This window comes from Streptomyces sp. NPDC001920, assembly GCF_053594495.1.
Genome location: NZ_JBSFEP010000017.1, coordinates 79,862 through 101,068 on the forward strand (window position 1 = coordinate 79,862; position 21,207 = coordinate 101,068).

At 72.9% G+C, this 21,207-nt stretch carries 16 protein-coding genes; 11 read left to right on the plus strand and 5 right to left on the minus strand.

The genetic code is table 11. The annotated features are described in order from the left end of the window. Window position 1 precedes the first annotated feature (1 nt). On the minus strand, window positions 2-1,516 hold the full coding sequence (gene arfA / locus ACWCPI_RS27590) for an arabinosylfuranosidase ArfA (RefSeq protein WP_451040672.1): 1,515 nt from the start codon (window positions 1,514-1,516) through the stop codon (window positions 2-4). Window positions 1,517-1,827: 311 nt separating this feature from the next. On the opposite strand from arfA, the gene ACWCPI_RS27595 reads away from it, so the two are divergent. Genes ACWCPI_RS27595 through ACWCPI_RS27605 form a run of 3 tightly spaced genes read left to right on the plus strand, consistent with a single transcriptional unit; the run spans window position 1,828 to window position 5,043 of the window. Then, window positions 1,828-2,433 carry a toxin-antitoxin system, toxin component family protein gene (locus ACWCPI_RS27595; protein ID WP_451040673.1) on the plus strand — a complete coding sequence of 202 codons (606 nt, stop codon included), beginning with the start codon at window positions 1,828-1,830 and terminating at the stop codon, window positions 2,431-2,433. Continuing rightward, a complete protein-coding gene (locus ACWCPI_RS27600; protein ID WP_451040674.1) occupies window positions 2,430-3,656 on the plus strand; it encodes an MAB_1171c family putative transporter in 1,227 nt (408 codons plus the stop codon). The genes ACWCPI_RS27595 and ACWCPI_RS27600 overlap by 4 nt, the downstream gene beginning before the upstream one ends. Then, a complete protein-coding gene (locus ACWCPI_RS27605; RefSeq protein WP_451040675.1) occupies window positions 3,649-5,043 on the plus strand; it encodes an FAD-dependent oxidoreductase in 1,395 nt (464 codons plus the stop codon). Before ACWCPI_RS27600 ends, ACWCPI_RS27605 begins: the two co-directional genes overlap by 8 nt. Window positions 5,044-5,065: 22 nt before the next feature. Here the strand turns inward: ACWCPI_RS27605 and ACWCPI_RS27610 are convergent, their stop codons facing one another. Further along, window positions 5,066-5,917 carry an SMP-30/gluconolactonase/LRE family protein gene (locus tag ACWCPI_RS27610; RefSeq protein WP_451040676.1) on the minus strand — a complete coding sequence of 284 codons (852 nt, stop codon included), beginning with the start codon at window positions 5,915-5,917 and terminating at the stop codon, window positions 5,066-5,068. Beyond that, window positions 5,914-6,687 carry an IclR family transcriptional regulator gene (locus tag ACWCPI_RS27615; protein WP_451040677.1) on the minus strand — a complete coding sequence of 258 codons (774 nt, stop codon included), beginning with the start codon at window positions 6,685-6,687 and terminating at the stop codon, window positions 5,914-5,916. Before ACWCPI_RS27615 ends, ACWCPI_RS27610 begins: the two co-directional genes overlap by 4 nt. A gap of 256 nt (window positions 6,688-6,943) precedes the next feature. Between ACWCPI_RS27615 and ACWCPI_RS27620 the strand changes: the two genes are divergently transcribed. After that, entirely contained in the window at window positions 6,944-9,010 is a 2,067-nt protein-coding gene (locus ACWCPI_RS27620) for a TerD family protein (protein WP_451040757.1), read from the plus strand. 154 nt (window positions 9,011-9,164) lie between these two features. Next, on the plus strand, window positions 9,165-9,710 hold the full coding sequence (locus ACWCPI_RS27625) for a DUF2269 domain-containing protein (protein ID WP_451040678.1): 546 nt from the start codon (window positions 9,165-9,167) through the stop codon (window positions 9,708-9,710). Window positions 9,711-9,816: 106 nt separating this feature from the next. On the opposite strand, the gene ACWCPI_RS27630 is transcribed toward ACWCPI_RS27625, so the two are convergent. Together ACWCPI_RS27630 and ACWCPI_RS27635 are read right to left on the minus strand one after the other, a co-directional pair. Beyond that, the gene (locus tag ACWCPI_RS27630; protein ID WP_451040758.1) at window positions 9,817-11,037 is read right to left on the minus strand and encodes a PucR family transcriptional regulator; all 1,221 of its coding nucleotides are present in this window, start codon (window positions 11,035-11,037) and stop codon (window positions 9,817-9,819) included. A gap of 29 nt (window positions 11,038-11,066) precedes the next feature. Beyond that, entirely contained in the window at window positions 11,067-11,219 is a 153-nt protein-coding gene (locus ACWCPI_RS27635) for a hypothetical protein (protein WP_163016988.1), read from the minus strand. Between the two features lie 227 nt (window positions 11,220-11,446). Here ACWCPI_RS27635 and ACWCPI_RS27640 point away from each other — a divergent pair, with 227 nt between their 5' ends. The 6 genes from ACWCPI_RS27640 (at window position 11,447) to ACWCPI_RS27665 (ending at window position 21,188) form a co-directional block, all read left to right on the plus strand. Continuing rightward, window positions 11,447-12,433 (plus strand): DUF3068 domain-containing protein, encoded by a 987-nt coding sequence (locus tag ACWCPI_RS27640; protein ID WP_451040679.1) that lies wholly within the window; start codon window positions 11,447-11,449, stop codon window positions 12,431-12,433. Between the two features lie 222 nt (window positions 12,434-12,655). Beyond that, window positions 12,656-13,819: a glycosyltransferase family 4 protein gene (locus ACWCPI_RS27645; protein WP_451040680.1), complete on the plus strand. Its 1,164-nt coding sequence runs from the start codon at window positions 12,656-12,658 to the stop codon at window positions 13,817-13,819. Between the two features lie 88 nt (window positions 13,820-13,907). Beyond that, window positions 13,908-14,585: a class I SAM-dependent methyltransferase gene (locus tag ACWCPI_RS27650; RefSeq protein WP_451040759.1), complete on the plus strand. Its 678-nt coding sequence runs from the start codon at window positions 13,908-13,910 to the stop codon at window positions 14,583-14,585. Beyond that, the gene (locus tag ACWCPI_RS27655) at window positions 14,582-19,069 is read left to right on the plus strand and encodes an alpha-(1->3)-arabinofuranosyltransferase domain-containing protein (RefSeq protein ID WP_451040681.1); all 4,488 of its coding nucleotides are present in this window, start codon (window positions 14,582-14,584) and stop codon (window positions 19,067-19,069) included. The genes ACWCPI_RS27650 and ACWCPI_RS27655 overlap by 4 nt, the downstream gene beginning before the upstream one ends. Continuing rightward, entirely contained in the window at window positions 19,066-20,454 is a 1,389-nt protein-coding gene (locus ACWCPI_RS27660; RefSeq protein WP_451040682.1) for a condensation protein, read from the plus strand. Before ACWCPI_RS27655 ends, ACWCPI_RS27660 begins: the two co-directional genes overlap by 4 nt. Further along, window positions 20,451-21,188: a class I SAM-dependent methyltransferase gene (locus ACWCPI_RS27665; protein WP_451040683.1), complete on the plus strand. Its 738-nt coding sequence runs from the start codon at window positions 20,451-20,453 to the stop codon at window positions 21,186-21,188. Before ACWCPI_RS27660 ends, ACWCPI_RS27665 begins: the two co-directional genes overlap by 4 nt. Window positions 21,189-21,207: the final 19 nt, after the last annotated feature.

The window sequence follows — 21,207 nt, forward strand, 5'->3', positions numbered from 1 at the left end:
GTCAGCCCAGCCGGATCACGTTCCAGGACAGCGGTTCCAGTACGGCGGTGAGACGGCCGTCCGTCAGCGCCGTGCCCTCGACCCGGTGCGGCGTGACCCGCTCGGGGTCGTCGAGGGTGTTGCGGGCGTCCGGGTCGGCGTCGGCGAGGGCGCTGTGCTCGACGACCCGCGTCAGGTCGAGGCCGTTCAGGGTGACGTCGAGCGGAAGGCCTTCGGTGCGGCTGCGGTTGACCGCGAAGACGGTGACGGTGCCGTCCTCGGCGTGCACGGCGGTGGCGTGCAGCAGGTCGGTCTCGCCGTACTTCTTCGTCTCGTACGTCGGGGAGTCGACGCGGACGTCCAGGACCTGGCCGCGGCCGTACCTGCTCGCCTGCGCGAACGGGAAGAACGTCGTCTGCCGCCAGGCCGGTCCGCCCGGCTCGGTCATGATCGGCGCGATGACGTTGACCAGCTGGGCCAGGCAGGCGACGGTGACGCGGTCCGCGTGCCGCAGCAGTGCGACGAGGAGCGAGCCGAAGACGACCGCGTCCAGGACGCTGTAGTTGTCCTCCAGCAGGCGCGGGGCCTCGGGCCAGTCGTCCTGCTCGAAGGTCTTGGCGCGCGCTTCCCACTCCGGCAGGTACCAGACGTTCCACTCGTCGAAGGAGAGGTTGATCCGCTTCTTCGACTTCAGCCGGGCGCCCACGTGGTCGGCGGTCGCGACGACGTTGTCGATGAAGGACTCCATGTCCACGGCGGAGGCGAGGAAGGAGTCGACGTCGCCGTTCTCGGGCCAGTAGTAGGCGTGCAGCGAGATGTGGTCGACGAGGTCGTACGTCTCCTCCAGGACCGTCGCCTCCCACGCGGCGAAGGTCGGCATGGACTGGCTGGAGGAACCGCACGCGACGAGTTCGACACCGGGGTCCATCTGGCGCATGGCCCGCGCGGTCTCCGCGGCCACCCGGCCGTACTCCTCGGCCGTCTTGTGGCCGGTCTGCCAGGGGCCGTCCATCTCGTTGCCGAGGCACCAGAGCCTGATGCCGAACGGGTCCTTGTCGCCGTGCGAGACACGGAGGTCGGACAGCGCGGTGCCCTCGGTGTGGTTGGCGTACTCCTGCAGTTCGAGGGCCTCGGCCACTCCGCGGGTGCCGAGGTTGACGGCCATCATCGGCTCGGCCTGGGGGCCGATCTTGCGCAGGAAGTCGATGTACTCCGAGAGGCCGAAACGGTTCGTCTCCGTGGAGTGCCAGGCGAGGTCGAGGCGGCGGGGCCGCTCGGCCGCGGGGCCGACGGAGTCCTCCCACTTGTAGCCCGAGACGAAGTTGCCGCCGGGGTAGCGGACCGCTGTGACGCCGAGCTGCCGGACCAGCTCCAGGACGTCCTGACGGAGGCCCTTGTCGTCGGCCGTGGGGTGGTCGGGTTCGAAGACGCCGGTGTAGACGCAGCGGCCGAGGTGCTCCACGAAGCTGCCGAAGAGACGGGGGTTGACCTCGCCGACGGTGAAGGCGGGATCGAGGGTGAAGCGGGCGGTGTCCATGGTCGCCTTTCGGGGTGGGTGGTTCGGGTTCGGTGGCGGCTGCGGGTGTGCGGAGCGGTGGCCGGAAGTTGCCTGCGATTCAGGTCAGGTCGTCCCCTCCCCTGCCTTGTCCGTTCGATCCATCGAATGGCGACCGTAACTTCGGACGGGACCGTAGGATGGAAGCGTTTTCCCGTCAATGCCCTGTGCATGAATTCCTGGCGCCGACGATCGTTCCCGCTTGAACTACGGTCGATGGAGCACATGACGCGAACACTTCGGGCCGCGTAGGCTCGAACGGCCTGCCGAACGGCGGGAGAACAGGGGGTGCGATGGGCATCGCGGGCGCGCGTATGAGGGCGGTCGCTCGGGCGCTGCGGTCACGGCGCTCGCCACGCGCCTCGGCCATGCGCGACCTGGCCTCCGATCTGAGCGCCGCTCTGCGGGCCGGGCCCCGACCCCCGGCCGATGTGCGCGAGGTGTGCCAGGCGCTGTGCGAGGAGATGAGCGCACGGCGCGGCGGACGGCCCCTGGAACTGCGTTTCGAGCGGTTCCCCGATGAGATCGAAGTGACCGGGCTGTGGGTGGAGTTCCAGGACTTCGACCTGGTCATCGTGGAGGAGCGGGCCGAGGCGATGCAGCAACTGGTCATCCTGGGCCATGAGTTGTGGCACCTGCACGCCGGGCACGGCCACCACCACACGGTCGGCGCGGCAGCCGCGCACGCCCTCGCCCGCCGGCCGGACTGGGACGACCTCGCCCTCGCGGTGGCCGCCCGCAACGGCTCCCGTGAGCAGGACGAGGCCGAGGCCGAGGACTTCGGGCACCGGCTGGCGGCGGCGTTCCGGCCGCTGCTGTCGGGGCAGGACCTCGACGAGCCGCTCGGGCCCCTGCAGCGGTCGCTCGGGTACCGCGGGAGTGGGAGGACGGTGCGATGACCGGGCTGGCACTGGACCCGGCCGGGCTGCTCAGCGAGGTGTACATCTCGTTCTGGATCCCGACCGTCGTACTGACCGCCGCGCTGGCGATCAAACTGCCCACGATCATCCGGCTGTGGCGGGACCCCCTGCTGCGCGCGGTCGGCGGGCTGCTGCTGCTCGCCTGCTTCGTCTTCGTCTCCGCCGCTCCGGCGACGATCGCCTGGGTCAACCGCGTCACCGGCGTGCCCAACTTCGCGGCGCCCCTGGTGTACTCCCTCCTCACCGCGTTCTGCGGCTCCTGCCTGCTGCTGATCATCGCCTGGCGCAGCGGCCTGTCCGACCGCAGCGCCGAAACCCGCCGCGCCATGCGTTTCGTCATCTGCGCGTACTCCGGTGTGATCGTGGCGCTGTGGGTGCTGTTCGCCCTCGCGGACGCGCCGGTGGAGCGGGTGCGGGACCTGGACACCTACTACGCCAACACCCCGTTCATGCGCGAGGAGACCCTGCTCTATCTCCTCGCGCACTGCACGGCCGTGCTCATCACGTCCCGCCTGATCTGGAACTGGGTACGCACCGACGGCCTCGACGCCTGGCTGCGCTGGGGACTGGTCTGCCTGGGCGTCGGCTACGCGCTCAACCTGATCTTCGACGCGGCCAAGCTGACCGCCGTCGCGGCCCGCTGGACGGGCAACGACCTGGACTGGCTCAGCACGGACCTCGCGCCGCCGGTGGCCTGCCTGTCCGCCATCCTGATCGCGGTGGGCTTCATCCTCCCGCACGCCGGGCAGTACCTGCACGACCGCTGGCGGGTCCGCCTCGCCCACCACCGACTGCGTCCGCTGTACCTGCTGATGAGGTCCGTCAACGGCTCCGGCGTGCGCTTCGTCCTGCGCGCCACCCCGGAACTGCGGCTCATCCGCCGCGAGACCTTCATCCGCGATGTGTTGCTGTCGCTGGCACGGCACATCGACGAGGATCTGCGCGGGCGGTCGTACACCGCCGCGCTCGCCCTCGGCTTCGCACCCGTACGGGCCAAGGCGCTCGCCTCCGCCGTGACCATCCAGGACGCCATCGACCGCAAGAGCCGGGCCCCGGACGGGGGCGGCAGCGGCGGTCCCGACACCACCGACCTCCTCCAGGAGATCGGGGCCGTCTCCCGAGCCCTGCGCCACCCCACCGACATCCAGGCGGTCCGTGCCCGTGCGGCCGCCCCGGCAGAGAACGTGCCCGTACATGACTGAACGCCCCACGACCGCCGTCGTCCTCGGCGGTTCCCTCGCCGGCATGCTCGCCGCCCGCGCGCTCGCCGACGTCGCCGACCACGTCACCCTGGTCGAACGCGACGTGCTGCCGTCCGGGCCCGCGCCGCGCAAGGGCCTGCCCCAGGCCCGGCACGTCCACCAGCTGTGGTCGGGTGGGGCGCACGCCCTGGAGGAGCTGCTGCCGGGCGTCGTCGGACGGCTGCGCGACGCGGGGGCGCACCGACTGCCCGTGACCACGGACATGGTGGCCCTGTCGCCGTACGGCTGGTACCGGCGGTGGGCCGAATCCCACCACATGCTGCTGTGCAGCCGGGACCTGCTGGACGCGACCGTCCGGGCGGACGTCCTCGCCGACGAGCGCGTCGAGCTGGTCGAGGGGGCCGAGGCGCTCGGACCGGTCGGTACCGCCTCGGCCGTCACGGGCGTACGGATCCGGACGCGGGACGCCGCCGAGCGAACCCTGTCGGCCGACCTGGTCGTCGACGCCACGGGACGGGGCTCCCGTGCGGCGGGCTGGCTGACCGGGCTCGGGGTACCGGCCGTCGAGCAGCGTGTGGTCGACTCCGGGGTGGCGTACGCGAGCCGGGTGTTCCGGGCGCCCGAGGGGGCCCGGGAAGGCTTCCCCGTCGTCAACGTCCAACCGGACCCGCGCGCCGGGAGACCCGGGTGCGGCGGGGTGCTGCTGCCCATCGAGGACGGGCGGTGGATCGTCACCCTCTTCGGTTCGCGCGGCGGTGAACCGCCCACCGGGTCGAAGGACTTCCTCCGGTACGCCCGTGAGGAGCTGCGGCACCCCGTCATCGCCGAACTGCTCGCGTACGCCGAGCCCTTGACGGAGGTGGCGTACACCCGCACCACGGCCAACCGGCGCCACTACTACGAGCGGACGCCGGCCTGGCCCGAGAACTTCGCCGTGCTCGGCGACGCCCTGTGCGCGCTCAACCCGATCTACGGACACGGGATGTCGGTCGCGGCCCAGGGCGCGCTCGCCCTGCGGGAGACGGTACGGCGCCACGGCTGGGGTTCGGCCGGTCTGGCCCGGCGGATCCAGCGGGCGGTGGCGCGGCCTGCGTCGGCGGCATGGGATCTGGCCCTGGGGATGGACGTGTTCTATCCCGGGGCGACCGAGAACGGCCCCACCCCGCGCGACCGGCTGGTGGCGGCGTATGTCGGCCGGCTGCTCCACACCGCCACCGGCAACGGCCGGATCGCCCGGCGCGTCACCGACGTGACGTCCCTGGAGCGCGGGGCCGAGGTGCTGCTCGCCCCGTCCGTGCTGCTGGCCGCCCTGGTCGGCCCGCTCAAGCCGGCGTTGAGCGGGCCGCCGCTGACGGCGCAGGAGTTGAAGGCGGCGGGGCTGCGGTGACCTCGGCCCGCGGGCGGCTGCCTCAGCCGGCGAACGCCGGCTGCGCCAGCCCCTTGCCCGCGCCCGGCACCACGAACAGCGCCCCCGCCAGCGTGGGCGGCGACGCGAGCCCCACGCGGGCGGTCGTGATGTACAGGTCGGTCAGGCCGGGCCCGGCGAAGGCGCAGGCGGTCACCTGGGGCACCGGAAGCGGGACCACCCGGTCCAGCTCGCCGTCAGGCGTGTAGCGGCGTACCGCCGCGCCCTCCCACAGGGCCACCCACACACAACCCTCGGCGTCGACGGTGAGGCCGTCGGGGAACCCGGCGCCGTCCTCGATCTCGACCAGCGGACGCCGGTTCACGGCCCGCCCGTCCGCGAAGTCGAAGACGTCGACGCGACGGGTCGGCGAGTCGACGTAGTACATCAGCCGCCCGTCCGGGCTCCAGCCCGTGCCGTTGCTCACCGCCACGTCGTCGAGGACCACCTCGGCCGTGCCGTCACCGGTGTGCCGGGACAGGGTGCCGCCGCCCGGTGCCTCGTCGTAGCGCATGGTGCCCGCCCACAGGGAGCCGTCCGGGGCGACCGCGGCGTCGTTGGCGCGGCGGCCGGGGACGGGGTCGTGGTGCAGCCAGCGGAAGGAGTGGTCCGGGTCCAGCAGTCCGACGCCGTCCCGCAGGTTGAGCACGAGGCCGCCACCGGCGCGGGGCTTGGCGGCGCCGATGTGCTGGTGCGTCGTACGCACCGAGCGACGCCCGGAGACGGGGTCGTACGTGTGGATCCGGGACCCCAGGATGTCGATCCAGATCAGCCGGCCGCTGTCCGCGTCCCAGGTCGGCCCCTCGCCGAGCTTCGCCTCGGCGCGCACGGCGACCTCGTACGCCGTCCCCGTCATGCCACGCTCCGGTGGCCGAGGCGCTCCGACAGCTCCGCGGCGCCCTTGGCGGCGAGCTGCTCCAGCTCGGCGCGCCGGTCGTCGCTCCAGCGGATCATGGGCACGGAGATCGAGAGGGCGGCGACCACCTGACCGGCACGGTCCCGCACCGGGGCGGCCACGCACGACACGTCCGGGTTGGATTCCCGGCTCTCGACGGCGATCCCCCGCTCACGGATCTGCGCGAGGGCCTCGCGCAGGGCGCCGGGGTCGGTGATGCTGTTCGGTGTCATGGCGACGAGCTCGGCGTCGTCGGGGACGCGTGCGGTCAGCTCGTGCTCGGGAAGGGAGGCCAGCAGCATCTTGCCGACGGAGGTGCAGTGCGCGGGCAGGCGGCGCCCGGCGGCGGACACCATGCGTACGGCGTGTGTCGAGTCCACCTTGGCGATGTAGATGACGTCGGTGCCCTCCAGGATCGCCACGTGTACGGTCTCGTCGCAGGTCTCAGCGACGGACCGGGCGACCTGCTGCCCCTCGGCCGCGAGGTCGAGCTGCTCGGCGTACCGGCTGCCGAGCTGGTAAGGCCGCACACCGAGCCGGTACCGACCCGGCTGACCGGGCACCTGGACGATGTACGACCGCGCGGCCAGGGTGGTGACCAGCTCATGCACGGTGGTGCGCGGCAGCTGGAGCTTGCGCACGATGTCGGGGGCGGAGAGCGTGCCGTCCCCGTCGAGGAAGAGCTCAAGAATGTCGAGAGCCCGGGTCACGGCTGGTACGAGGCGTCCCACGTCCGGCCCCCTCCCTTGGGTGTGAGGCTGCGTTCGAGATTTCAACAGCCGATCGTAATAACGAACACAGGCTACTCAGAACGGCTTGCCCCGGGCAATGGCCGGGCGGGGTCCGACTCGAATGCACCCCGGGCGCGATCTGCGGCCAGTACCGTTGCCGTGTGCGGCTCGTCACACTCTGCCGCACGGGGAGGCGCCTGGGGCGGTCTCGTAGGCACGCGCTCAGGCGAGCGATATGGGGGGTTCTGTGCACGACATGGTCATGGGCTCGAACGTGGCGCTGGCGGCTCTCAGCGACGACGTCGGCTCGGTCATCGTCAGCCTGGGCTGGGTCAGCCCGACAGGTGAGGGCGACGCCGACGTGTCCGTCCTGCTTCTGGACACGAACGGCAAGGTCCGCAGCGACGCCGACTTCTACTTCTACAACAACCCGGTGGCCGCCGACGGCAGCGTGCAGCTTCTGGGGAAGACGCCGACGCAGGACGGCAACGAGGACCGCATGTGCTTCGACCTGACAGCGGTCCCACCGGACATCGAGCGGATCGTCGTCGCGGCGAGCCGGTACGGCGAGGCCCGCTTCGGAGAACTGGACGACCTGAGGGTGACGCTGGCCGATGCGGCCGGCGAGAACCTTCTTCGCTTCTCGGTGAGCGACCCCGGATCGGTGAGCGCGATCATCTTCGGCGAGTTGTACCGACGCGGAGAGGACTGGAAGTTCCGTGCCGTGGGACAGGGGTACGACTCCGGGCTGGCGGGCTTGGCGACGGACTTCGGGGTGGACATCGACGACGACCCGGAGGACGCCGACGAGGAGCGCGCCGGCATGGAAGGCGCGGCGGCCGGGACCGCGCCGGACCCGGCCGGTGCCGGTGAGGCGGTCGCCGTGCCGCCGGGCCAGGCCCCCGGGGCGAGCCCGGTCGGCTCGCTGGACGCAGTACCCGCCCCCCGCCGGTCCGTCGACGGGGCCGAGCCACGCAGACGAACTGCCCGACCGCGAACCGCGAAGAAGAAGGCCCCCCTGCCGAGCACACCGCAGAAGTCGTTGGCGGAGAACGACTCCTGGAAGCCCGCGCGGCTCTTCCCCGTGTCGGCTCTCAAGAGCGACCGGGACCGCGAGACCCGCGCCACCTCGGTGCTGTTGTCGGTCATGGCGCAGGTGCCACGGTTCGGCAGGCGGCTGACCGCCGCGTTCGGGGCGCCGTCCGGCCGCATGGAGACGTTCACCGAGGTGTCACTCCCCCACGGCGACACGCCCCGGCGCCCGGACGGGGTGATCCGCATCGAACGTGCCGGAAAGCTGTGGACGGCACTCGTCGAGACCAAGACCAACGGCAACGCTCTCAAGGCCGATCAGGTGCAGGCGTACATGGACATCGCCGCCCGGCGCGGCTACGAGGCTGTGATCACGGTGTCGAACGACGTCGCGCTGGAGGGCAGTCCACTGGTCGATGTCAAGATCGACCGGCGACGCAAGCACAAGGTGGCTCTCTGGCATCTCTCGTGGGCCGAGGTGGCCCATCAGGCACAACTGCTGATCCGGCACGAGGGAGTCGGCAACGCGGCCCGCACGTGGCTGCTGCAGGAGCTGCTGCACTACCTCCAGCACGAGAACTCCGGCTGTCACGGCTTCCAGAACATGGGCTCGGCGTGGGTGCCGGTACGCAACGGCATCAACGACGAGACCCTGTGCGAGGGCGACCCGCGCGCCCTTGAGGTGGTCGAGAACTGGGAGAGGCTCATCCGCCAGGTGTGTCTCAGGCTCGGCGGCGAGCTCGGACAGAAGGTGTTGCCGACTCAGCGCGCCAGGCGAGGCACCGATCCGGGAGCGCGCCGCATTCAGCTGGCCGACCAGTTGTGCCGCGACGGGAAGCTCCACTCGGATCTCCGCGTCGAGAACGCTCCCGGACTGCTCACGATCAGCGCTGATCTGCGCACCGGCAAGCTGCGCACGTCCGTCGAGATCCCCGCGCCCGAACAGGGCTACCCCCTCACCTGGGCCAAGCGCCTGGTGCGCCACCTCGGCGAAGCGCCGGCGGACCTGCACATCGAAACCCTGGTCGAAGGCGAGAGCGGCGGCCCCCGAGGCACCCTGGAACGTCTGCGCCCCGAGCCTGGGGACCTCCTGCCGAAGAACACCGCGACGCGGATCACCGGCTTCCGCCTGTCCCTCTTCAAGGGGATGGGAAGTACCCGGGGCAATGCCGAGTCCGGCTTCATCCGCAGCGTGGACGATGCCGTGCACCGCTTCTACACGACGGTGGTGGCCCATCTGGACCGGCCCGCACCACGACGAGCCGCTCGGAAGGAGTCCGTAGGCGTGTAGGAGCGCGGGCGTCGGCGGCTCGGAGGGCGCCAGGGGCCGACGGACGGGTGCAGCCGACCCCGGGGTCGGGGGCGGCCGGGTACTCCGGCGTGAGTACGAGGCGTTGCTCCCGCCGTCAGACGTGCTCGCCGTCCCGGGGCGGCACGGTGTTGCCATGTCTTCCCTCTCCTCGCCGACGTCCGCCTCGTCCGTGAAACTGCGCCGGCCCGCCCGCCGGGCCTGGCTCGTCGTCCATGTCGTCGCCTCCGCGAGCTGGCTGGGGCTCACGCTGGGGTTGCTCGCGCTCGGGGTCACCGCGGCCTCCACCGGGGCCGCGGTGACCGTGGAGGGGTCCGTGCGGGGCATGAAGCTGTTCGCCGACTGGCTGCTGCTGCCCGTGGCGTCGCTCACGCTGGTCAGCGGGCTGGTGCTGGCGCTGGGCACGCAGTGGGGGCTGGCCCGGCACCGGTGGGTGCAGGTCAAGTTCTGGGTGACCCTGGCGACGACGACCGCCACCGTCCTCGCCCTGCGCCCCGGGGTGAACGCCGCCGTCGGCGCCGTCGCCTCGGGCGGTGCGCTGCCCGACGCGGGGGACGTGCTGTTCGGGCCGGTCGTGTCGCTGTGCGCGTACGTCTTCATGACCGTGATCTCGGTCCTCAAGCCCTGGGGGCCGACACGCCGCGGCCGCCGCCTGCGCGCCGCCGCCCCGCCCCGCGGCTGACAGGACGCGGGAGCGAGCCGACGACCGGCGCCGCGCCAGGCCGTGTCCGCGAAGTCCCGACGTCCGGTGCACGTCGGGGCACCTCGCACGTCCCCGGACAGCGCATCTAGCGGCGCGGCTCCCCCAGCTCCCCCTTCAACCGCTGCGCCCGCAGCACCAGTTCCAGCTCGAACCGCCGGTCCGGGTCGTCCATCTCGTCGCCCCACAGCTCCCGGATCTGCCGCAGCCGGTAGCGGACCGTCTGGGGGTGCACCCCGAGACGGGCCGCCACCTCGGGCGCCCCGCCCCTGGTCTCCAGCCAGGCCAGCAGCGTCTGAGCGAGCCGTCGGCCGTGCGTGGGGCCGCAGTGCGCCAGGGGCGCCAGGCATCGCAGGGCCAGGTCGTCGATCAGTTCCTCGGGCTGCAGGAGCACCAGCGCCTCGGTGTGCTCGGTGCAGTACAGGACGTCACCGGCCGGCAGCAGGCCCCGTTCCATCAGGTGTACGGCCGCCTCCGCCCAGCGCAGCGACTTCGCCGCTTCGGCCAGCGGGACCGGCGGGCCGATCGCGCCGGACCAGCCGGTCAGCGCCCGGTGCAGCAGTTCGGGACGGCCGCCGGCGTCCGGCTCGGGAACGACCATGCGCGGCCGCTCGTACTCCATGTCGAGCAGCACCCCCTGTCCGACCGCGGGCGCCATCGCCTCGCGCGCCGGGCGCAGCAGCACGCCCACCGCGACCTTCTCGGGCAGCGGCCAGCCGATCCGCGCCGCCCGCTCGGTGAGGGCCTCCGCCGGGTCGCCCCGGTGGTGTTCGGCCAGCAGGAGTTCCATCAGGCGGCGCTGCAGGCGCAGCCGCTCGCCGGCCTGCCGTGCCGCCGCCTCGGCATAGCCGCGCACGGACTGGTCGACGAGGCCGTCGAGGTACTCGTAGCCCGCGTCCACCAGTTCGTACATGGCGGGCGGCGGGATGTCGACGCGCTGGCCGATCTCCGCGAAACGGCGCCAGGCCAGCCGTACGCCCAACCGGTAGATGGCCTGGAGGGAGTCCAGGGAGCGGCCGTTGAGGCCCTCGCCGCGGCCGAACTCCTGGAAGACGCCGGGCGGTACGGTGGGCCGGCCCTCCGAGGTCTCCAGGTGCTGGACGAAGACCTCGATCGCGCGCCGGATGCCGACCAGGGCCATCGGCTCGCCCGACTCGTCGAGGACGACGGGCAGATGCGGGTACTCACGCTGGATCTCGTGCAGGATCTCCTCGGCGAGGGCGGGGGCGTCCGCCATGGCCAGCTCCGCGAAACGGCGGACCTGGTAGCGGGGGACGTCGCGCCAGGCCGAGCGGGTGGCGGAGGCCATGGAGGCCGGTAAGCGGGTCGTGGCCACGGTCAACTCCCCTGGCCCGCCTGCTCGTACGTGATCAAAGGTGTGTTCGGCTGGTCGGGCGTGGCTTCCAGCAGCGCGACGACGCCGAGCGCGGCGCCCACCGCGAGTACGGCGGCGAGCGCGACGGTCAGCGCGGCGGCGAGCAGTCTGGGCATCGCAGGGTCAGCCTCTCTGTCCGAGATCCCGGAGGTCGTCCCCACCCCGGTGTGCGCCAGCCCGATTCAACCCCTGCCTGTGTGCCCAGTCTCGACAAGCTGGGACAACCCGTCAAGACATTGACACTCCGTCAATGGACGCCTACGGTTCCCGGCCCAAGAACGGCCAGGCAACGACCGTGCACCGACCGGTGCATCGACCATGCGTCAAACCCCAGGAGTGCCGGATGCGCCGTACAGCCTCACCTCTCTCGCTGATCCTGCTGGGCCTCGGCACGTTTCTGCTGGTACTGGCGCCCATGCTGGCGTGGTACGTGACCCCGCGTGCCGCCCTGAACCCCGTCGACATCGACACCACCGCCGTCTACACCGGCACCGGCAGCGTCTTCGACACCGAGAAGATCGAGACCGTGCCGGACCAGAAGATCACCGTCACCCAGCGGGTGCGCGGCGATGTGGCGGAAAGCGAGCGCAGCGGCAACGCCGTCTGGGACGTGATCACGACCGTCGACACCGACAAGTCGCTGCCGGCCGCGGACCCGCACGACGCCCTGGACTTCACCCCGCACCGCTGGGTGATGGACCGCAGGACCACCAGGCCGGTGCACTGCTGCGAGGAGAGCCCGTACATCGAGGGCGAGGCGTATCTGAAGTTCCCGTTCGACGTGCGGAAACGGTCCTACCAGTGGTGGGACAACACCGGTGGGACGACGGTCACCATGCGCTACGACGGCACCGAGAAGGTCCAGGGGTACACGGGGTACCGGTTCACCGGCACGGTCGCGCCCCGCAAGGTGGACACCCGGCTCGTGCCCGGCAGGCTCGTCGACGAGCCGGACCGTCCGCAGGTGCTGGCCGAGGAGTGGTACTCCAACCACGGGTTCAAGCTGGTCGTGGACCAGCGCACCGGCCGGGTGATCTACGCGCAGACCGGTCCGCGCCGTACCCTGCGGGCGCCCGGCGGCGAGAAGGACGCGACGGTGCTCCTGGACAGCGAGAAGATCGCGTTCACCGCGGCGACGCAGAAGGAGGCCGTGCGGCAGGCGAAGCGGGACAGCGGAATGCTGCGCATGGTGGGCGAAACGGCACCGATCGGGGCGGCTGTGGCGGGATTCGCCCTTGCGGCGGTGGGTGGCGTTTTGGTGGTACGCGGGCGAAAGCGGCCGGAATCATCGAGTACGACCGAGATGCCCCAGCCCTCACTCACGATGTGACGTGACGTCAGCTCTAACAAAGCCGGAAATTGTCACGTCGGTGAGTAGCCCTGACGAACGGCTGGGCGAAAACTGTCCAACCCCACCCGGACACAGCCTGTCCACACCCCTCGCAGGACGACCGTAGACAGTTCGAGAACGACCGAATCCCCATCCCCACCGGAACACAACCCTCCCCTCCCCCACGCTGAGTTCCGCACCCTGAGACGAGTTGGAGCACCCATGCCCCAGCACGTGCCCTCCCCGCTGCGCGCATCCCTCCCCTGGGCGTCGCAGCAGCACCCTCCGGCGCTCCCCCCACATCCGCGCCGAATCGTTTTCCTCGCCCACCGAGACCTGGGCAACCGGTCCGCCGGCGGCTCCGAGCTGCTGGTCGACCGGCTCGCCGACGGCCTCACGAGACTCGGCCACCAGGTCACCCTGCTGTGCGGGGGCCCGGCGGCCTACCGCGACTACCGGGTGGTGTCCGCAGGCGGTTCCTACGGCCACTATCTGCGCGCCAGATCCGCCTTCACCCGTCAGGTCGGTGACTGCGACCTGCTGGTGGAGGTCTGCAACGGGATGCCGTACTTCGCGCCGCTGTGGCATCGCGGACCGACGGTGTGCCTGGTCAACCATGTGCACACGGACCTGTGGCAGATGCGCTTCGACGGGCCGCTGGCCCCGGCGGCGCGGCTCGGCCGAAGACTGGAGCACTGGGCGCTGACCGGTGCGCAGCACCGGAGTCTGCTGGTCGCCGTGTCGCCGTCCACCGCGCATGCGCTGCGGGCGATCGGGGTCGAGCGCGACCGGATCCGGGTCGTGCACAACGGGGTCGAGGAGCCGGGGCCCCTGGGCGAGCGCTCACCGGAGCCCCTGTTCGTGGCCGTGGGCCGGCTCGTCGAGTACAAGCGGATCGACCTGCTGCTGCGGCTCTGGGAACGGGTCCGGCCCGTGACCGGAGGCCGGCTCGTGATCGTCGGGGACGGGCCCGAACGCGCTCGGCTGGAGCAACTCGCCGGACCCGGCGTCGAGTTCGCGGGCCATGTGTCCGAGGCGGAGAAGCATCGGCTGCTGTGTGCGGCGTGGCTGCTGCTTCATCCCTCGGCCGTGGAGGGGTGGGGGCTCGTGGTCACCGAGGCCGCCACCCGTCAGACCCCGACCATCGCCTTCGACGTGCCCGGACTGCGGGACTCCGTCGTGGACGGGGAGACCGGCGTGCTGGCCCGCGGGGAGTCGTCGTTCGCGGCCGCCTGGTGCACGCTCGCCCTGTCGGGGCATCGGCGGGAGCTGATGGGCAAGGCCGCGCGGGACCGGGCGGCGCGCTATCGCTGGGACCGGACGGTACGGCAGTTCCGGGCGGTCGCGGCGGAGGCGGTGAGGGGCCGTGGCGTCCCTACGCCGTAGTGCCGCGCGTCCCGTCGGGCGGGCCGCGCAGGCCCGGACCGGCAAGGACCCCTCGCTTCGGCGCTCTCTCGCCCTCTTCCGTGCGTTCCTGCGGGAGCAGGAGGACCCCGACGCCTGTTACTCGCTGCTCGCCCGTGACGCCGTCGACCAGGTGGAGGCCTACGGCGGGCCGGTCGCCGGGCGTACCGTCGTGGACGTCGGCGGCGGCAGCGGGTACTTCGTCGAGGAGTTCCGGCGGCGGGGTGCCGACGCCTTCCTCTTCGAGCCGGACCCAGCCGAACTCGGCGAGAAGCCGCCCGAGTCGGCCGTCGTCGCCGACGGGTACCTGCTGCCCCTGCGGGACGGCGTCGCGGACGTCACCTTCTCCTCCAACGTGCTGGAGCACGTGGCCGATCCGCAGACGTTCCTGAGTGAGCTGGCCCGGGTGACCAGGCCGGGCGGGCTCGTCTACGTGTCGTTCACCAACTGGCTGTCCCCGTGGGGCGGTCATGAGTGGGCCCCCTGGCACTATCTCGGTGCCGAGCGGGCCCGTGCCCGCTACCGGCGGCGTACCGGGCGGGCCGCCAAGCACACGCTCGGCGAGAACCTCTTCGCCGTGCACGTCGGCACCACCCTGCGGCAGGTGCGCGCCCGCGACGACGTCGAGATCGTCGCCGCGCGCTCCCGCTACTGGCCCTTCCTCGCAGAGACCGTGGTCAAGGTGCCCGGTCTGCGCGAGTTCGCCACCTGGAACCTCCTCCTCATCCTCCGGCGGTGTCCACCATGACGACGACCACGGTCCAGGCTCCACCCCCGGCAGCCGTGCCCTCCGCGGCGCCCGCCTCGGGTCCGCCGGAGGGCCCGCGCTCTCGGCGCCTGCTGCTGGGGTTCTGGGCCGTGGTGTTCGTCCTGTTGCTGGCGGTGCAGCCGGGGCGGCAGACCTTCGACACCAAGCTGGGGGTGACCGTCGACCCGGGGCGGTTCCTCGCCGACCTCGGGCAGTTGTGGCACGACGAGGGCAGCTTCGGCGGGATCCAGAACCAGTACGCCGGCTATCTGTGGCCGATGCTGCCGTTCTACTGGCTGGCGGACGCCGTACGGCTGCCGGTGTGGCTGGCGGAGCGGCTGTGGCTGTCGCTGATCGTGTCGGTGGCCTTCTGGGGCGCGCTGCGGCTGGCCGAGCGGCTGCGGGTGGGAAGCGGCGGGTCACGACTGGTGGCGGCCGTCGCCTATGCGCTGTGGCCGGTCTTCACCACCGTGGTCGGCTCCACGTCGGCCGCCGCGCTGCCCGGCGCGTTCCTGCCGTGGGTGCTGCTGCCGCTGACCGACGAGCGGTACGCCGCTCGGGTCGCCGCGCTGCGGTCGGCCCTGATCATCCCGTTCATGGGGGGCGTCAACGCGGCCTCCACGCTGGCCTCGCTGCTGCCCGTCGGGCTCTATCTGCTGTCCCGGCCGCCCGGGCCGAGGCAGCGCAAGCTGATCGCCTGGTGGGTGCCCGGGGTGATCCTGGCGACCGCCTGGTGGGTGGTCCCGCTGCTGCTGCTCGGCACCTACGGCGAGAACTTCCTTCCGTACGTGGAGAGTTCCGAGACCACGACCGAGACCATGGCGGCGACGGAGGCGCTGCGCGGCGCCGGGAACTGGGTCGCCTATCTGCACTTCGGTGAGGCCTGGCTGCCGGCCGGCTGGACCGTCGCCTCCTCGGTGGTCGTGATCGTCTGCTCGGCCCTCGCGGCCGGTCTCGGGCTCGCCGGGCTGGCCCGCCGGGACATGCCGGAGCGGCGGTGGCTGACGCTGACCGTGGTGACGGTGGCGCTGGTCCTGCTCGCCGGGTACGGCGGGGCGTTCGGGGCGCCCTTCCACGGGCTCGTGCGGGACTGGCTGGACGGCGGGCTGGTGCCCTTCCGGAACATCTACAAGTTCCAGCCGGGGCTCTCCCTGGCGCTGGTGCTGGGGCTCGCCCATCTGGTGGGCGTGGCTGCCCAGGCGCGGGGCACGCGGCCGGTGCGGGGGCGGCGGTTCGCGCCGCTGGCCGCGGCCGTGCTGGTGCTGCCGGGCCTGATGTGGCCGTACCTCAACGGATCGATCCTCAACCCGGGCTCCTTCAAGGAGATCCCGACCTACTGGCGGGCCACGGCCGACTGGCTGGAGAAGTACTCGCCCGACGCCCGCGCCCTGGTCGTCCCGGCGACCGCGCACGGCATCCACACCTGGGGCTCCACCATCGACCAGCCCCTCGACGTCCTCGCCCGCTCCCGCTGGGCCCAGCGGGACTACGTCCCCTTCGGCACCCCCGGCAACCGGCGGGCCATGGACGCCGTCGAGCAGGCGCTGGTGAGCGGCGGCGAGGTGCCGGGTCTGGCCGACTACCTGAGCCGGGCGGGCATCCACTACGTCGTCGTCCGCAACGACCTCGACCCCGACCAGATCGGCCACATGCCCACCACGACGGTCAAGCGGACCCTCGAACAGTCGGGCTACGAGCGGGTGACGGGCCTCGGACCGGTCATGACCGGCGGGAAGATCGCCCCGGGCACCCCGCTGCAGGTGGAGGGGCTGTACCCGCGGCAGCGGGCGGTGGAGATCTACCAGCCGACCGGCACGGACGTGCCGCGCCCGCACCAGGCCGGGCTGCAGGCGGTCGCCGACACGGCCGTGGTCTCCGGCGGACCGGAGGCGCTGCTGCCGCTGGCCTCCCGGCTGCGCGGCCGGGCGAGCGTGCTGACCGGCGACAACCATCCGGGGCTCGGCTCACCGCCGGTGCAGGTGGTCGGGGACGGGCTGCGGCGCGCGGACACACGGTTCGGGCTCGTCAACGCCAACACGTCGTACACGTACACCCGCGACGAGCGCAACGCGCCCGACGCCGCGCAGGACGCGGGGGAGCAACCGCATCAGATCCTGCCGACCACGGGCCTCGGCCACCAGACGGTCGCCGAGCTGCGCGGGGCACGGTCGGTGACGGCCTCGTCGTACGGCAGCTGGCTCTTCCATCTGCCGCAGTTCGATCCCGTGAACGCCTTCGACGGCAACCCGGACACGGCCTGGACCGAGGGCTCGCCGGGGTCGCCGGACGGGGAGTGGCTGCGCATCGCCTTCGCGGGCGGCCCGTACACCATGCCGTCGTCCTTCAAGGTCACGCCGCTGCCGCAGGAGGGTGTGCGGGAGGCGGCGACCCAGGTGCGGGTGGAGACGGAGCAAGGGGCGGTGAGCTCCTCCCTGCGCCCGGACGGCTCGACGCAGCGGGTCGAGGCGCCCGCGGGCACGACCGGTTGGATGAAGCTGACGATCACGGACTCCGTGTCCCGGCGGCCCGGTCTGACCGGGGCCGGCTTCTCCGAGATCGGCCTGCCGGACGTGCAGGTGACCCGGCTGCTGCGGCTGCCGGCCGACGCCGAGGACTCCGGTGCCGCGGCCCAGATCGTCTCCCTGTCCCGGACGGCCGACCCCACCGGGCTGTCGGCGACGGGCACGGAGGCGGGCCTGCACCGCCGCTTCACGACGTCCACGGCCGGCACCTACGAGGTGCGGATGAGCGCGGTTCCGGTGGCGGGAGGGGAACTGGACGAGCTGCTGTACGAGGTGGCGCCCGACCAGCGGAACCGGATCGTCGCCACCGCCGACTCCACGGCCCGGCTGGGCGCGGGGCTGTCGCCGCGCAACCTCACCGACGGCGACCTGACCACGGCCTGGATCGCCGGCGACCGGCCGAGGATCCATCTGCGCTGGCCCGGAAAGCAGGCGGTGGGCGAGATCGTGCTGGCGCCGGCGGGCGGTCTCGCCACCCGGCCGACCGAGGTGCACATCAGCTCTCCGGACGGCGCGGTGATCGCCGGAGTCGACGAGAACGGCTGGGTGCGCTTCCCGCCCATCACCACCGACCGCCTGGACATCACGATCACCGGCACGGCCCCGCTGACCCTGTACAACCCGATGGTGGACGAGGACCTGCGGCTGCCGGTCGGCCTGACCGAGGCGTACGTCCCGGCCCTCGACGAGTACCGGACCCCGCAGCCGAGGGCGTCCCGGACCTTCTCGCTGCCGTGCGGGAAGGGGCCGGTGCTCGCGATCGACGGCGAGCTGTACCAGAGCGCCGTGCGGGGGACCGTACGCGATCTCGTGGAGCGGCGGCAGGTGGAGGTGACCCTCTGCCAGGGCGGTCGGGAGGACGGCGAGTTGCGGCTGTCGGCCGGGCCGCACCGGGTCGAGGCCGGGGACGCCGGACCGCTCGCGGCGACCGAGGTGACGCTGACCCGCGGCACGGTCGCCGAGGCCGCGACCGCCGGACGGGAGCTGGGCATACGGGACTGGCTCGGCGACCGGCGCGCGGTGACCGTCGGGTCGGGGGCGGCGAGTTATCTGACGACGTACGAGAACTTCAACGACGGCTGGCGCGCCACCTTGAACGGCCGGGAGCTGACTCCGGTGCGGCTGGACGGCTGGCAGCAGGGCTGGCGGATCCCGGCGGGGTCGGGCGGCACGGTCGAGCTGAGTTACGAGCCGGCGGTCACCTACGAGGGCGGGCTGATCGGCAGTGCGGTGGCGCTCGCGCTGCTGGCCGGGCTGGTGCTGTGGCGCCGGCGGGCGCCGAACCCCGACGAGCCGCAGCCGGTGCCGCCGCTGCCGGGGCTGTGGCTCGGCACCGTGGCCCTGACGGTGGTGGGTGTGCTCATCGCGGGGTGGTTCGCACTGCTGGTGCCGGTGCTGGCGCTGGTGGCGTGGCGGCGGCACACGCTGCTCGTGCCGATCGCGCTGGTGGCGCTCGCGGGTGCGGGGATCGCCGCCGCGACCGGGGCCGGGGAGCCGGTGGGCGCGGGGCGGGGCTCCTTCGGTCCGGTGGCGCAACTGCTCGCGCTGATCGGGCTGTTCGCCGGTGTGGTGGCGGTGCGGGAGCCCGCGGGCACAGCCGGCGGAGCGGGTGGCTCCGGGCACGTCCCGCAGGGCGGACCGGCCGGGCCGGGCTCCACGGCCGTGCCGGCGCCGGTCGCGGCGGGCGGTGTGCCGGGGTCCGCCGCGCCGCAGGCGCCGACACGTCCGCTGCCCGGCCTGCCGCAGCGGGAGCGGGGGCGCGCTCCGCTGGGGGCCGAGCCGCCCGCCGGCCCGGCGGGCCCGCGGCCCGAGTCGGGACCGACCGTCTCCGCGCGCGGCCCCGGCGGCCCCGAGCCGGACCCGCCGACCGCACGCATCAGGTTCAGCAAGCCGAGGTTCCGGGCGACCCGCCCCGGCGAGGCGACGGAGCCCGAGGACACGGGGAAGGGCGAAGCCACATGACCGCACTGCACCAGCCCGCACGCGCGGACGGTACGCCGCGGCCCGCGGTACGCGTCCCGTTCCCCGTGGTGGACGAGGTCTCCCGGCACTGCCTCCAGGAGGAGGAGCCGGAGACCGTCCACATCGAGGTGCATCTGCCGGGGCGGCTGGAACAGGGCCGGCTGCGGGCGGCGTTCGCCGAGGCGCTGCGCCGGCACCCGCGGATCCTGATGCGTCAGGCGCCGGGGCGGTGGTACCGGCGCCGGTACGAGTGGGAGCTGACGGCGGAGCCGGACGTGGAGGTGGTGAGCTTCACGTCCGGCGGACGTGACGCGCTGCGCGGCGCGCGGACCCGGGCACTGACCGAGGCGCCGCCGCTTTCCCTGTCGCCGCCGATCCGGGTGGAGGTGGTGGAGGGAGCGGGACCGGTCGCGGGGAGCGAGGCGACGGACGCCGTAGGTGTACGGCTCCGGGGAACCGACGGCCCCCAGCCGGGTCCGGCGCGGGGAACGGTCCTGTTCCTCACCATCAACCACACCGCTCTCGACGGGCCCGCCTGCATGCGCGTGCTCGCCACGGCCGCGGAGGTGTACGGCGGCCGGGACAACTCGCCCGCCGCCGCCCCCGTCCGCACGGCGACGACCCCGCCCCCGCCCGAAGAGACCCCCTCGCACTGGTCCCGCCCCGCGCGGGTCGCGCCCGGCACGCCCGAGCCCTCCCCCGGCAACGGCATGCTCGTCACCGAACTGCCGCTCCCACACCGCCCCAAGGGCGCCCCCTACACCGTCAACGACCAGCTCATGGTCAGCACGGCCCTGACGATCGCCCACTGGAACAGGGAACACGGCACCCGCCCCCGCCCCCTGCGCATCACCATGCCCGTGGACGACCGCCCCCGCGACGCCACCATGCCCATCGGCAACGGCACCCGACTGGTCGAAGTCCCCTTCGCCGTCGACGAGTTGGCGCAGCACGGCCCGGACCGCATGCCCGCCCTGCTGCACCGCACGGCCACCCGGACCCGCGCCCTGAAGTCCCTGCCCCGCCCCCAGCTCGGCCACGGCGCCTCCCTGCTCACCGCCCCCTGGGCCCCCGTCGCCGTCCGTGCTGCGCTCACCCGCGCACTGCGCGGCGCCGCCGCGCCCTGGACCTCCACGACCCTGCTCAGCAACATCGGCCGGATCCCGTACCCGCTGGACTTCGGCGAGGACGCCGGCCGCGCGCACGCGGTGTGGTTCTCGGCACCCGCCCGGATGCCCCGCGGCCTCACCGTCACCACCGCCTCCACCGCGGGCCGTCTGCACCTCGCCCTGCGCTGGTCGCGCGCCCTGCTCAGCCACGGCGACGGCGCCCACCTGCGGGACCTCTTCGAGCACTACCTGCACACCACGGAGGTGACCCCGTGACGACCGCACCGGTCAAACCCCCCGCGCTGCGTGACTTCTACGAGAACCCGGCCGTTCCCGTCGCGTCCGGCACCCCCCGCAGCCGCCGCCAGGCCCGTATGCTCGCCGACGCCCTGGGGCCGGCGGACGGCGGTCGTACGCGAACGATCGTCGACATCGGCTGCGGCGACGCAACCGCCGCGGCGACGGCCGCCCCCTACCTGCCCGGCCACCGCATCGTCGGCATCGACTGGTCCCAGGACGCCCTGCGCCGGGCCCGCACCCGCATCCCGTACGCGGTCCGCGGTGAACTCACCGACGGCGGACTGCCGCTCAGGGCCGGCTCCGCCGACGCCGTGCTGTTCAGCGAGGTCATCGAGCACCTCGTCGACCCGGACGCCGCCCTGGACGAGATCCGGCGGGTGCTGCGCCCCGGCGGCCATCTGATGCTGTCCACCCCGAACCTGGCCGCCTGGTACAACCGCGGCCTGCTGCTGGCCGGGGTGCAGCCGGTGTTCTCGGAGGTGAGCCTGCGGGCGATCCACGGCCGGCCGGGGCGGGAGGTGGTGGGGCATCTGCGGCTCTACACCGCCCGCGCGCTCAGGGAGTTCGTGGCCGCCTCCGGCTTCGAGGTGGTACGGCTGGCGGGCGCGCCCTTCCACGGCGTGCCACGCCCGCTGCGCGCCCTGGACCGGCTGGCCTGCGCCAGACCACCGCTCGCGTCGATCCTGCTGCTGCACGCGCGCCGGACATAGGAGGGCCTGGACGATGTGG

Bases quoted from the DNA above. Each gene is read 5' to 3' on its own strand.
- arfA (WP_451040672.1), bottom strand. From the start codon at position 1,516: ATGGACACCGCCCGCTTCACCCTCGATCCCGCCTTCACCGTCGGCGAG.
- ACWCPI_RS27595 (WP_451040673.1), top strand. From the start codon at position 1,828: ATGGGCATCGCGGGCGCGCGTATGAGGGCGGTCGCTCGGGCGCTGCGG.
- ACWCPI_RS27600 (WP_451040674.1), top strand. From the start codon at position 2,430: ATGACCGGGCTGGCACTGGACCCGGCCGGGCTGCTCAGCGAGGTGTAC.
- ACWCPI_RS27605 (WP_451040675.1), top strand. From the start codon at position 3,649: ATGACTGAACGCCCCACGACCGCCGTCGTCCTCGGCGGTTCCCTCGCC.
- ACWCPI_RS27610 (WP_451040676.1), bottom strand. From the start codon at position 5,917: ATGACGGGGACGGCGTACGAGGTCGCCGTGCGCGCCGAGGCGAAGCTC.
- ACWCPI_RS27620 (WP_451040757.1), top strand. From the start codon at position 6,944: ATGGTCATGGGCTCGAACGTGGCGCTGGCGGCTCTCAGCGACGACGTC.
- ACWCPI_RS27625 (WP_451040678.1), top strand. From the start codon at position 9,165: ATGTCTTCCCTCTCCTCGCCGACGTCCGCCTCGTCCGTGAAACTGCGC.
- ACWCPI_RS27630 (WP_451040758.1), bottom strand. From the start codon at position 11,037: ATGGCCTCCGCCACCCGCTCGGCCTGGCGCGACGTCCCCCGCTACCAG.
- ACWCPI_RS27635 (WP_163016988.1), bottom strand. From the start codon at position 11,219: ATGCCCAGACTGCTCGCCGCCGCGCTGACCGTCGCGCTCGCCGCCGTA.
- ACWCPI_RS27640 (WP_451040679.1), top strand. From the start codon at position 11,447: ATGCGCCGTACAGCCTCACCTCTCTCGCTGATCCTGCTGGGCCTCGGC.
- ACWCPI_RS27645 (WP_451040680.1), top strand. From the start codon at position 12,656: ATGCCCCAGCACGTGCCCTCCCCGCTGCGCGCATCCCTCCCCTGGGCG.
- ACWCPI_RS27655 (WP_451040681.1), top strand. From the start codon at position 14,582: ATGACGACGACCACGGTCCAGGCTCCACCCCCGGCAGCCGTGCCCTCC.
- ACWCPI_RS27660 (WP_451040682.1), top strand. From the start codon at position 19,066: ATGACCGCACTGCACCAGCCCGCACGCGCGGACGGTACGCCGCGGCCC.